The sequence below is a fragment of the Novosphingobium aquiterrae genome (assembly GCF_042434435.1).
GTDB lineage: Bacteria > Pseudomonadota > Alphaproteobacteria > Sphingomonadales > Sphingomonadaceae > Novosphingobium > Novosphingobium aquiterrae.
Window position 1 is genome coordinate 479045 of sequence record NZ_JBHLTL010000001.1, and the last position, 12906, is coordinate 491950.

7 protein-coding genes and 1 pseudogene are annotated in these 12906 nt (G+C 63.1%); 3 read left to right on the plus strand and 5 right to left on the minus strand.

From position 1 onward, the window contains the following. The first annotated feature begins 10 nt into the window (after window positions 1-10). Window positions 11-1057 (plus strand): glycosyltransferase, encoded by a 1047-nt coding sequence (locus ACFFF7_RS02265; protein ID WP_379479738.1) that lies wholly within the window; start codon window positions 11-13, stop codon window positions 1055-1057. Window positions 1058-1072: 15 nt separating this feature from the next. Here ACFFF7_RS02265 and ACFFF7_RS02270 read toward each other — a convergent pair whose 3' ends face one another. Continuing rightward, the gene (locus ACFFF7_RS02270) at window positions 1073-1906 is read right to left on the minus strand and encodes a glycoside hydrolase family 16 protein (RefSeq protein ID WP_379479739.1); all 834 of its coding nucleotides are present in this window, start codon (window positions 1904-1906) and stop codon (window positions 1073-1075) included. Window positions 1907-2127: 221 nt separating this feature from the next. Between ACFFF7_RS02270 and ACFFF7_RS02275 the strand changes: the two genes are divergently transcribed. Further along, the gene (locus ACFFF7_RS02275) at window positions 2128-3048 is read left to right on the plus strand and encodes a hypothetical protein (RefSeq protein ID WP_379479740.1); all 921 of its coding nucleotides are present in this window, start codon (window positions 2128-2130) and stop codon (window positions 3046-3048) included. Between the two features lie 773 nt (window positions 3049-3821). Here ACFFF7_RS02275 and ACFFF7_RS02280 read toward each other — a convergent pair. From ACFFF7_RS02280 to ACFFF7_RS02295, 4 genes and pseudogenes are all read right to left on the minus strand, one after another. Beyond that, a pseudogene (locus ACFFF7_RS02280) lies at window positions 3822-4181 on the minus strand (DDE-type integrase/transposase/recombinase); the annotation flags it as partial. A 105-nt stretch (window positions 4182-4286) separates the two neighbouring features. Beyond that, complete coding sequence (locus ACFFF7_RS02285; RefSeq protein ID WP_379479741.1) at window positions 4287-6485, minus strand: FAD-dependent oxidoreductase; 2199 nt, start codon at window positions 6483-6485, stop codon at window positions 4287-4289. A gap of 4 nt (window positions 6486-6489) precedes the next feature. Beyond that, window positions 6490-7461, minus strand: coding sequence for a hypothetical protein (locus ACFFF7_RS02290; RefSeq protein ID WP_379479742.1), 972 nt, complete (start codon window positions 7459-7461; stop codon window positions 6490-6492). A 16-nt stretch (window positions 7462-7477) separates the two neighbouring features. Beyond that, on the minus strand, window positions 7478-9151 hold the full coding sequence (locus ACFFF7_RS02295) for a hydroxysqualene dehydroxylase (protein WP_379479743.1): 1674 nt from the start codon (window positions 9149-9151) through the stop codon (window positions 7478-7480). Between the two features lie 199 nt (window positions 9152-9350). Here ACFFF7_RS02295 and ACFFF7_RS02300 point away from each other — a divergent pair, with 199 nt between their 5' ends. Then, the gene (locus tag ACFFF7_RS02300; RefSeq protein WP_379479744.1) at window positions 9351-12752 is read left to right on the plus strand and encodes an AAA family ATPase; all 3402 of its coding nucleotides are present in this window, start codon (window positions 9351-9353) and stop codon (window positions 12750-12752) included. Window positions 12753-12906: the final 154 nt, after the last annotated feature.

Below are 12906 nucleotides of genomic sequence, written 5' to 3' on the forward strand. Positions count from 1 at the left end.
GTCGGCGCCGATGACGGAGGAAGACCTGACTTCCGATGGCACAGACGGTTTCCGGCAACAGACACTGCGCTTCAGCATCCTGATCGCCAACTACAACTATGGCCGATTCGTCGCTGATGCGATCGATAGCGCGCTGGCCCAGCGGTGGCCGTTTGTCGAAGTTATCGTGGTGGATGATGGCTCAACCGACAATTCGCGCGAGATCATCGCCACTTTCGGATCGCGGATCCGGACAATCCTTCAATCGAACGGCAGGCAACGCAGCGCGAACAATGCGGCATTCGCCGCTTCGAGCGGCGACGTCGTTGTGTTCCTTGACGCCGACGACATCCTCGACCCGGCCTTCGCGCCAACAGTCGCCAGGGCGTGGCGACCAGGGTTGAGCAAGATTCAGGTCCAGATGAAGCGGGTCACCGCAGACCGCCGGCCGATCGGCATTGTGGTTCCGGCGATCGCCTCGGCCCCAACACCGGAGCAGGTGCGCGATTGGATGACCTCGACCGGCGAATATCCGACCCCGCCCGGATCGGGCAACGCCTATTCCCGGGATTTTCTGCGTAAGTTCTTTCCGATCGGAGAGGATTGCGACAGCTCGACCGATTCGACCTGCTTGGCGCTGGCGCCGCTGCTCGGTGATGTCGTTACCGTGCTCGAACCGCTTGCCGAATACCGTATCCACGGCAGCAACGATAGTAGCCTGAAGGCTTCGCCGGACCGCTTTGGCCGCGAAGTTGCCCGCGCCTACTTGCGTCATGGTAACGCCGCGGCAGCCTGCGATCAGCTGGGCCTGCCCGGGCCGCGCGCCAACTGCCTAAGGCGCGGGCGCCATTTGCTGCAATTGCGGGCCGCATCGCTGCGGCTTGCGCCGCGGTTGCATCCTGCGATCGCTGGCGGACGGTGGCGGACCCTGGCCGATGCTCTGCGATCGCTTTTGCCTTATGGCAACGAATCGGTCGTCAAGCGCCTGCTGATTGCGGGCTGGACCGTCGCAACGCTGATCGCCCCGCGCCGACTGGCACGCGTGCTGATTGACCGTAGGTTTGCGCGCAGCGGCTGAGCCGATTTCGTCGCCCTAGTCACCGTCAGGAACGCATGGAGCCGCCGTGCCTCGGGGAACAGGAGAATAGAGCCGCACATAGTCCACCGACAGGACCGATGGGTCAGGCGTATTGCGGATTGAATAGCCCGAACCCAAGGCCAGATTGACCAGCGGAAACAGGGGTGTATCCAGCTCAGCAGGGCGAGCAGCAGACCAGACCACAGCCCTGTTGAACAGATAAGTGATCCGGGTTCGCGTAACCAGGATACCGACGGTATTGTATCGAGCACTCAACAAGCCCGGCACAATCGGAATACGCTGAAGCTCTCCTCGCTCACGCTGCTTGTTGCCGGGGACGTGGACTTTCCACGAGGCATAGTAGCCGCTTGAATCATGCCCGTAATATTCCAGCGCATCCAGTTCGATTTTTGGCCGCGGATCGCTGCGCGGGGTAAGACTGAACAGCCAGAAGGCGGGCCAGGTACCTGAACCCGGGCTCATTCTGATGCGCGTCTCGAAATAGCCTTCGGTCAAGCCGGTGCCTGCACCGGTTTCGTCGGCCGCCGCGATCAGCCCGGATGTCCATTTGCCATCCGGTCGCCGCCGCGCGGTGATTTGCAGATGACCATCACGGATCGTGAAGGCGCTTTCCGGCCCCGGATCGGTGAACAGTGCATCGCCGAAATCCCCCGCCCACGGCGTGTGCGCGGTCCATCGTTTGCCGTCGAGCCGCCAATTGCCGATGCTGGCCTCATTGAACTCATCGGACCACGCCAGCTGATACCCGCACAGTCTGACCTTGGGACTGGTACGCGGAGTCGGCAGCCCGCTTGTCGCTGTAGCGAGCGTCAAGGTGAGCATTGCCATCAAGTACCATTTCAAGCGCATCACCGTACGTCAGAGGACTGCACATAATCTGTACCGCGACGCAGAACCGATCAATGCGCCGAAGGTATTACATCGCGCGCATGTTCGATCGCGTGGCCAATCTTCATCCGAATTGGAGTACACCCTTAGGGTAAGTTGTATGGTTCCTATTGCCCTGTCACACTCCGTGTTTGCATCACGGCTGCTTGAAGGGGTTCCACGTGACCGAGGGAAGTGCAGCAACGGCCGCTTGGATGTCTGACGGCGGCGAAGCCGACCCGGTTCTCGAACTGACTGTGGACCAGATCGATCTGGCCAACGGTGACGCTTCAACCGAAGTGCTCAATCTCGAAGCGACTATGGAAGTCGCCGACGCCAAGAGCCGCATGGACGCAGAATCCGATCCGTTCGTGCGGATCCGCAAGGCCCGCGCTCGCCCTGTTCACGAATCCGATGGCGTCCCGTTTGGCCCCCCAGTCCTGCCACGTATGGTCACCGGCGATTGGGGCATGGTGCTCACCGGTTCGTTAGCCGCCTTGGAGGGAGCACTGCGGGCCGCGCGCCAGCACGCCAATTTTGCCAAGCGCAGCCAAGAGCGGACCAAGGCCGTTCTGTACCGGGCCATTTCCTCGGCCTACGACCTGGCCTTGACCATTCGCGACGCTCCAGAGGCGTATGCAGCCCTATTGGCCGAAAGCGGGATCGCATTGCAGCCTCGCGCTCCGATGACCCCGATCATCAAGTTGGTCTTCGGCACAGATTACGACCGGACACGAATTGCCGAGTACGCGGCTGTTCTCGCCCATGCGGCAAGGCACAACGTGCGACGTGGCGATCTGGAGGGTCTGCTGGCTGCGGCTCCGGGCGGGATCAAGTCAGTCGTCGCACTCGAACGGCGCGCGCGCGCGCCCCTGCTTGTCGGCAGCAGCATGGATCGTCCGATATTGAGCGCTCGCAAGATGCGGCGTCTGCGTTCGATACCGCTAGCCGACTTGTGCGATCTTTCGAAAGACGGTGAAGAGTTTTCGCTCGCCTTGATTCGCCGCACTGACAGCGGTCACATCGCCTTAATAGCCGAGGTTCCCGCCGACCCCAAGCTTATGCGACTGGCAGTGAAAGACATCCTCGATCAGGCTGGATAGTTCGCTCACCAGTCCAAGGCTTCGAATGAGCGGAACTGAATGAGCGCCACCAAGTGCACTCTTTACGATTATCTCTATAAATGTTCCAACTTTGATATAGTTACTAAATGAAATTATTTGTTACACATATTTCGTGAATTGAAATTGAAATTGCGAAACTACCATGGATGTTTTCATATACATTTTGGCATTTCTCACAATGATTGCGGCCTGCTTGGGCTTGTGTGCATGGTTGGTGCGTTGGCTGCTGGTTGCTCCCGGATCCGAAGACGACGTCCTGTCATTCGACCCTTTGCAGCGCATGCCACCCAGCCGCGGCCCCTGGGTGTGGAACTATTTGCGCGCACGCTTCATCGGAGCACCGCGGCTGACCTACCGGCGAGACAGGCGAGGGCGTTTTCGCAAGCGAGACCGCTGAAAAGTCATGAGGCCTGCCAAAAATCCCGCTGGGCATGAGCACCCGATCAGATGCTTGTACCGGGCCAAAAAGGACAGCCTGCGGAATCGATCGCGAGAGTGTGGATTGTCGCTGCACCTGGGATCAATCAATTGTGCTTCATGTGAGGCTAAGCCGAGTTTCAGAGAAGCTGGTGCCAAAGGTGACGGCGTTGGCACGGTGACTGTCCAATAAATGGCGGATTTCTGCGGAATATATGGCGGTGCTGTCAGTCTAATACGAACTGGTCTCCACTTCGCGCAGTTTTCCCTTCCCCACCGACAGCCTAGGCAAACAGGTTTTGCCACTCGGCCAAGGCGGCCGAGCGTCGCTCCTCTTAGGTCTGTCGATCGACGAGATGGCGTTCCTCGTTGAAGTGGTTGTTGAAGGATGCGTGGACTGCGGTGAACTTCCGCAGGATCTTCATTCTTCGGAATCGGAGCATGGCCCGCTCTCGTCGCATGACGGACAGGAGACTGCATTCGGCGCGATTGTTCGCCCACCTCCCCATCTCCTGCTTGTGCTCGCAACCCAGGTCGCGCATCGCTGCCTCGTACGAACGAAGCCCGTCGGTGGTGATCGCCTCGGGCGAACCATGCCGCTTCAGCGTCTTCTTCATGAAACGCAGAGCAGCGGCCTTGTCCCGGGTCCTCGTAATAGCACTCGCGAGAATCTCGCCGTTCTGGTCGACTGCCCGCTACAGGTAGACCATCTTCCCCGTGAGGTTGGCTTCGCCGCCCGGCCCGTTAATCGGTACGTTTACTCTAACTGCGCCCCAGTTTCAGATAAGCCGAAACAGTCACTACGGCAGCGGGAAGTTCTCGCCAAAGATGATCTTGGGGGCACCGCAGATCGCCCGCGATGCTTCCATCCCCGACATCACCGCCGCTTCGACGCAGCCATAGTTCAGCCCGGTCTTGGTCCAGTCCCCGGCGAAAACCAGGTTGGCATAGCCGGTGTCGCCCGAATGCAGTCGGTACTGCGTGGTGCCCCGGCATGACAGGACATAGAGTTCAGATGGGTCGATATTGGCCCGCCAGTATTGCTGGTCGAAGTGCGAACTGGCCGGGACCAGCTGATCGAACCCGCCGTCGGTATCGTAGAGAATATTGAAGTTGAGCGTATCGGGAAAGCTCTGCGGATAGCCCGAGAACATCGAGCCGGGCAGCAGGAACTGCAGGTTCGATCGCATCCATTCGGCGGCCCTGACATTGGCGGCAGCGTCCTGGAACAGCGGGGTCAGAACGCTGGTCGGGGGCGGGGTCTTGCGCGGCAGTGCCAGCGGGCCGCAGAAGTAATAGATCGCACCGGGGAGATAGGCGGCCGGCCAGTTTTCGCGGTCGATCAGGTGAGACATGTCCGAGACGGTGTTGTGCGGCTGAGCAAATCCGCCGTAGATCGGCTGGACCCCTGCTTTCTCCACCTCTTCGCCGTCGTGGGCATGGCGCAGCTGGTTGTCGTCCGGCACGGTCCAGATCTGGAACGCCTGGGTGCCGATTGCCTCGATGTTGCCGACCATCGCGGTCAGCGCTGGTTTCTGGGCCAGCAGCTTTTCGCCGAACACCCCGATTGGGGCCAGCGAGGTGCCCAGCACGACCAGATCGAAATCGGTTCCGCGGTTGAGCGGCAAGGTCTCGACGTCTTTCCATTGGCACCAGTAGGATTCCAGCCCGGGGTACTGTTGAGAGATCTGCTCGCCCTCGACCAGCTGGTCGAAGAACGGCTGGTTCGGCCAGCAAGGCAGACCCTTCACATCGTACAGCGGGTCGTAGTCGGCCCCCCCCTTGATCGTTGCCTGCTTGCCGATCACCAGCTGGTCGATCATGGTCCCGTCGGCTGACGGAACGATGTCGCGCAGGGCGCTGAAGAACGCGAACTTCACGCCGCGCTGCTTGAGCACCAGGTAGAATGGCGCGAAGATCGTGTCGCCCATCCCGGCCTGCATCTTGTAGGCAAAAGCTTCCTTGTAGGTGCCGCTTAATCGCAGCAACCCGCGCAGGCCGGTGCCGGCGGCAAGGTTCGGCAATTCGTACGAGCCTTGCGAAAAGGCGAAGATGCTTTCGTAGGCTACCCGCAGGCTATCGGAATCGAGCGCAACCGACTGGGCCCCGTGGCTGGCGAGCCATTCGCGCAGATCGAGGTGATCGAGCTGGTCGAAACCCTTGCGCGCGACATCGTCGACCACGATCCCCTTGAACATGTAATAGCCCAGCTCGAGCAGCGAGAGGACCCGGCGCAGGATCGGTATTGTCTCGATGTCGTGCTCGATCATCGTATCGATCCGGGCGTTCACCGCGGCTCCGACCCGCTCGACGAAGTGACCCAGCGCGGCGACGCCGTCGTGCAGCAGATCGTGCGCCGCATCGTTGTGCGGCGCCGCTGCCACCCGCTGCACAGCCTCGCGCGCAGCGCGAAAGTCGATCGCTTCGAATCCCCGGACGAGCTCTACGCCAAGCTTCTCCGCCGCCCATAACACCCAGCCCTTAAGGCCGTGATGGTCGTGCAGGTCGCCGTGCATGTCGCTGGGCAGCGATTGGACCGTGTGAATGTGCAACGCTTCCAGAATGCGGTCGACCGCGTCCCACAGCAGCGGAACCGTACCGTCTCCCGGTACCCCCGGCATGGGCGGCGGCGAGAGGTGCCATTCGGACCACTTGGCCTTGTAGAACTGCATCAGGATGAACAGGCTGTGCGGCTTGAACGCGTCACGCCAGCCCGCCAGCGGGGTCCCCGGCTTGCGGCCCAGCGCGGCATAGACCCGCTGGATCATGTTGAAGGCGTTTTCGTAGTAGCCGAACCAAAAGTGCAGCCCGTGCTCCTCTATCCGGTCGCCGCGCTTCTGGTTGCGGCCGCTGGCGCCTTTCCCGCCCAGGCGCCACCCCAGCTGGTAGACGGTGATGTCGTACTTGTCCTGCCAGCCGGGCTGCTCGGTCAGCTCGAACACTGTGGCCATGGCCCCGACCCCGCCGCCGATCACGGCGATCTTCTGCTTGCCGGTCATCGCGTCAAGCCTTCCATACTTCGGTGCCCTGGCCGATGGTGAAGTCCATGTTGACCTGGAACGGGAATTCCAGCGGATGCGGACCAGCAGCCAGGCCGAGGTCATTCGCCAGCGGATGGCTGTCGTAGTTGTACAGCGTCGCCTGATAGCTCCCATCGAGCAGGCCGCCGCCGTTGAATTTCTGGACGAACGAGCCTGCCTCGACAATCGCCTGGTAGCAGGCCTTGGTCCCGTCGGCAGTATCGCGGAACTGCTTGAGAAACACCCCCGGCACTTCCTCGTGCCGCGCCAGGCCGACCAGGTCGAGCAGGAAATTGAATCCCGGAACCACCAGCTTGCCGCCGCTTCCGCTGAGCATGTGCCCAACCGCGGATACCGCATCTTCAAGATCCTGCCAGAGTTCCCCGCCCTTGCTGGTCACCCCGGTCCGGGTCACTTCCATCAGCGGCAGCACCTGCCCGCCCGAACTGGGCGCATATTCGGGTATCACCATGGTGGAGACCGCAAACGAAGCCGGATCGCTGCCGGGTTCGGGGACCCCAACCGGCCCATAGCCCTTGGGAAAGCCATAGACCTCGCGGCCCGCAGTCAGCGACCATGAATTGTCGACGCAGATATATGCCGGGTAGAACACCAGGCGCTGGGCCACCTCGATCCCCAGTTCGCGCTTTACCAGAAGCAGCGGAACCCACAGAGTCCAGCTGTTTTCAAGCATCCAGCCCATCTGGTTGGCCGGCGGCAGGGTGCTCGTGCACTGGGCGGCCTTCGCATAGGACACCAGCACCAGATCTGACAGGCATCGGTAATCGAGCGCGCCGCCGGTCGGTGCATTGAGAATCGGGTCGACGAGCCGCTGCTGGATCACCGCTTTGTCCGCGCGCAGGTAGAAGCCATAAAGCTGGGTATTGCGGCAGATGTAAGGCTGCAGCTGCACGGTTTCGGCCGGGCGTCCGACATAATCGGGAAGCAGGGTCATGGGCTTAGCCTTTCGGTCACAGCAGGTGTCCGTCCCAGGGCAGGCCGCGGTCGAACCGCGCCTGGTCATGTCGGCGGAACGGCGCGAAGATGGCGGGTTCGTGGAGCGGCCACAGCTCGCACGGAGCGGCGCTCGACCCAAACAGGTCCAGGACGCCGTTGACTGCGCGCCGCGCCGCCTCGTTCGCGGCCTCCATGCAGGCAACATCGGTGAAGGTCTGGACATAGTCCGACGCCAGCATCAGGTTGCGCGTCTGCAGCACAGCCGCGGGGCGCTGGACCCAACTGTTGATGAAGTTGACGAACAGCGGTTCCGCGTCGCTCAGGTGGATCGTGCCATCGGGATGCTGGACCAGATCGGGGTCAAGGAAATGGCTGTGGACATTGTCGTCCTCAAGCAGGACCGTTCCACCGACATTGACCGATGCCTTGATCTGCGCCCAGACCTCCTGGGCAATCTCCTGCCGCGAACACTGCAGCGCCGTCTTGCCGAACAGGATCCCCGGCGCGTCCCATTCAGAAATGCAAGCCGAAAGGATACCGTTGACGGTGCCGTCGCCGCAGCCTGGCAGATGCTCGTCCGACCAGAACTGTGCTTCGGAAATTCCGGTCAGCGCCCAGGGCGTATCTGCAAACAGCAGGTGGCCGTGCGTAATCGGCACATCCTTGTAGAGGAAAAACTGGATCCCGTTCATCCACCGAACGTTCTGCGACACTGCCACCACACCAGGCAGCGCAGGATCGGCCGCGAGCGGATCGTCGGGCCGTCCCTTGCTGGCGCTGAGCACCTTGGTCATGCGCTCGACCGGCAGCGCAAAGACATAGGCGTCGGCACTGACCTGCGAGCGGGTCTGGCCGGTGATGACTTCAACCCCAGTGCAGGCGCCGTCGGCGATGCCGAACTGTAGGGCCGCGGTATCGTGATGAAACTGCACGCCCAGCGATTCCAGATGCGCGCGCCACGGTTCGATCCAGACTTTGCTGGTCGGTCCGTCGAGCAGCCGGTCAGTCGGATGAGTCGGCGAAACCATCCCCAGGATCAGCTGGATGTTGGTATCGCCCACGGTTCGGACGCTGGCGTGCGACGGATCGTTGGCCAGCAGCGAGCGGGACAGGCCATCGACCAGCAGGTTGCGATAAGCCGGCGAATGGTTGTCGGCATCGAGGAAATTCCACCAGGTAATACCCTCGTATTCCGCCAGACGGCGATCCTGGCAACTGGTCAGCACCTGCCACAGCCGCTCGGCAAAGAACCGCGCCTCGCCTGGCAACAGGCCGGTGTTGCTGAACATCGCCTCGATATCGGTAACCAGGTCCGAAAGGGTCTTGGGGAAACGGGCCGAAATGACGATCGGCGCGGCACCGAACCGGGCGACCTCGAGCCGGTCGGCGACCACAAGGTTGTCGAACACCGATCCGTGCGCTGTCGGAATCCGCTCCATCGTGTCTGGCAGATGCTTGTAGAAGCCGGGAAAGAAGCGGAAACCGTGCTCTCCTGGAAGCGGATCGCGCCCATCCCTCGCGGAATGCGGTACCCAGATCGAACGGGCCTTGCCGCCCAGTTGCTCGGCGCGCCTCTCGTAAACATGGATCTCGAAATCGACGCCAGCGCCGCTGCGCTCGGCCAGTTCGTGCGCCGCGCTGAGGCCGGCCACGCCGCCGCCGAAGATCGCAACTGTTCTGGTCGTCATGCTTCCCCCTTTCCGCAGCCGTCCCGATCCCCAAGGGTGCAGCGCGGAGTGAAAGTGCCGTGCGACCAAGCCAGCGCTCTTGCTTAACAAAGGTTTGCGCATAACGTCCGGCAATGCAAGTATTGCCGCTTAGCCAGGGCGCGGACCAGGCCGGCCGCGCGACACGGCGTGAGGTTGCGCAGGCGAAGGGGTAGCGCGCGTGCCGGAAGTGTTCATCTCGTACAACCGCCAGGACCAGGAGCACGCACGCCTGTTCGCGGACGGGCTGAAGGCCGAAGGCTTCGACGTCTGGTGGGACGTCACCTTGCGCGCCGGCCAGGCCTGGGATGCCGTCACCGAAAAGGCGCTCAACGATGCGGAGGCGGTGGTGGTGCTGTGGTCGCAGCGCTCGGTCAATTCGCGCTGGGTCCGCTCCGAAGCCGCTGTCGCGCAGCGCAACGGAACGCTGGTGCCGGTGATGATCGAAGCCTGCACCCGGCCAGTCATGTTCGAGCTGACTCAAAGTGCCGATCTGATCGAATGGACCGGCGATCGCAGCGCGGCGGCCTGGAATGCGCTGGTCGCAGACATCCGCTGTCATCTCGAAGGGCGCAGGTCCGGGGGACGCGCAAGCGGCGCGACAGCGCCCAGGCCTGCAGGACGCATTGGCAGCGAACGCCGCCAGGTGACCGTTCTCAATGCCGCCCTGGCGCTCGATGGTGACAGCGAACCGCCCGATCCGGAGGACTGGGAAGCCGCGGTCCGTCAGGTCCAGGCTGCGGCCCACGCCGCTGCAGCGCCGTTCGAGGCCACGGTGATCGGTTCGGGGACCGGGGCGACGGTGCTGTTCGGCTATGAGCGGATCACCGAACACGACGCTCTCAACGCGGTCAGGGCCGCACTGGATTTGGTTGCCAAGGTCGGCGCCGTGGCCTTGCCCGGCGACGCAACCGCGCGCGTCCGAGGCGGGATCGACACCGGCTCTCTCGTCGCCGGACCGTCGGGCTCGATCCCCGCCGGGCTAGCGCTTGACAGCGCGGCCCAGCTTCAGATGCTCGCCGCTCCCGGATCGATCCTGATCGGCAGCGCGGTCGCGACCATCGCTGGCGGGTTTCTCGAACTAGAGCGTGCCGGGCCGCGGGCCTTCCGGGTTATCGGCGAATCCGCCACGCACACCCGCTTCGAACTGTCGCGTGCCCGCGGCCTCAGCCGCTTTGTCGGCCGCGAGGAAGAGTTCGAGCTGCTGATGGAAGGGCTTGAACGTTCGAACCAGGGCGCCGGGCAAGTGATCGGGGTGATGGCCGAGGCCGGGACCGGCAAAAGCCGCCTGTTCTTCGAATTTTCCGAACTGTGCCGCCGCCATGATATCCCGGTCTATGCAGGTTCCGCCGCGCAGCAGAGCCAGAACACCCCGCTGCGCGCGATCATCGAGGTGCTGCGCAGCTTCTTCGCGATTGAGGGCCAGGACGATCCCGCAGCCGCGCGGGCTAGGATCGCCGCGCGGATCACGGCGCTCGATCCGCGGATGCGCGATACGGTCCCGCTGGTCTGCGACCTGGCCGGCTACCCCGATCTCGCGGCCCCTGCGGTCGCGCTCGATCCCGAAGCCCGGCTGCGCCAGCTGGTCGGTCTGTTGCGCCACCTGATCCGGCTCGACAGCGTCGCACGGCCAAGCGTGATGGTGGTCGAGGACCTGCACTGGATCGACGATGCCAGCGCCCGCGTGCTCGAACAGCTGGTCGAAGGCCGCGACGGACTGCGCAATCTGATGCTGCTCAATTACCGGCCGGAGTTTCGGGCGACCTGGATGCAGAACAGCAATTGCCGCCAGATCTCGCTCGCACCGCTGGACGAGGCAGATATCGGCGGCTTGCTGGGCGATCTGCTGGGCGAGGATCCCAGCCTTGCTGTGCTGGCTGCGCCGATTGCGACTCTGACCAAGGGCAATCCCTATTTCGTCGAGGAAATCGTCCAGACACTGGCTGAAACCGGAACCATTACCGGTGAGCGCGGGGCATATCGGCTGGCCGGCGCCTTCAAGCAGCTGGAAGTGCCTCCCACGATCAAGGCAGTGGTCGCCGCACGTATCGACCGCCTTCCGCCCGAAGCCCGCGCCGTTCTGCAGGCGGCGGCCGTCATCGGCATGACCTTTCCCGAACCGTTGCTGGCGCAATCAGCGCAGGTCGCGGTCGGTGATCTGGCGCAAATCCTGGCCCTGCTGCGCCGCAACGAGTTCATTGTCGAACAAGCGGCCTTCCCGGTGGTCGAATATGCCTTCAAGCACCCGCTGACCCTGGAAATGGCCCAGGCCAGCCTGGTTCGGGCAGACCGGCGCAAGCTGCACCGACGCGTCGCCGAAGCGCTGGAGCAGGCCGAGCCCGCCAGGCTCGACGAGCTGGCCGGAACCCTGGCCGCCCACTGGGAGGAAGCGGGTGAGCCGATCATTGCCGCACAGCATCATCGCCGGGCGGCAATGCGCGTGGTCCGCACCGATTTTCCGACCTGTGCCTGGCATTGGCACAAGGTCCGCGAACTGGCCCGCGGCAACCTGACCGCGCCTGAACATTACGAGCTGATCTTCAATGCATATATAAACCTGCTGAACTTCAACTACCGGGTCGGTTCGGGGATCGAGGATGCCCAGGCCGTGCTTGCAGAGGGCGAAGCGCTGGCGGCCCAGATCGGCGACGAGGCACTGCGGCTGACGCTGGCTTTGTGCTATTCGCGTGCGGTCTGCGCGGCCGGCGATGCAGAGGATTACTTCCGCCAGGCCCAGGCCAATTACACCGCGGCCTTTGCGCAGGACGTGCCGCACCTGCGCCCGCTCGCTGCGCTGCTCTATTGCGACAGCTTGGCGCATTCGGCGCGCAACGTGCTGGGGCTGGAAGAGGCCGACAAGGCGATGGCAGCCTGGCCGGCGGATCTGCAGCGCGGATACTGGATCAGCGGCAACAATCCGCACACGTTCTTTGCCTTTATCGGAGGCATGAATCTCACCTGGCTTGGCCGCCATGAAGAGGCCCGCGCCCGGCTCGAAGCGGCCCGGCTCAAGGCGATCGAGGACGATACCCCGGAAGTGGTGGGTTGGTGCGGCTATGGCCTGACGCAGGTCCACACCTGGCTGGGGGACGGCGAAGGCGCACTGGCCCATGCCCGGGCGGTTGCGGAAATCAGCGAGAAGCTCGGCTCACCCCTGCTCGAGATGTACCGTCACCTTTGCTTCGCCATGGCCTATGGCGCGCTTGGGCAGCCCGAGCAGGCCATCCCGGAGGCCGAGGCGGCGATCGTCTTTGCCCAGACTTCGGAAAAGCATTGGACCGGCGGCGCGCGCGCGCAGCTGGCGATGGCGCTGATCGCAGCCGACCAGGCCGAGCGTGCCGCCGTGATCGCGCGGCAGGCAGTCGACGATTGCGAGAAGGCGGGCACGGCCCATTTTGGCGCCCTAGCGATGTGCGCACTGGCACGGGCCTTGGCGCTGACCAATGGTTCGGCCGCCGGCGAAGAAATTGCCGCACTCTTCGCCGTCGTCGAGGAGCGGATCGAAAGCGGCGCAGCCCGCGCTCTCGCCCCATATCTCTCACGCTGGCGCGGCGAGACTGCAGAAACCACACAAACAACATGACCACCAAGCGGATCGCTTCGGGCGAGGAGCTGAATTTACGAATCAGACTGCCAGGTTCACAAAGGCGCTACCTGGCCCTGCCCGACCTTTCTGATTTCAACGTCGCCAGTTGGTGCATTCGCTCTGACAAAGCCGTCGCATGGGTGCTTTCGGT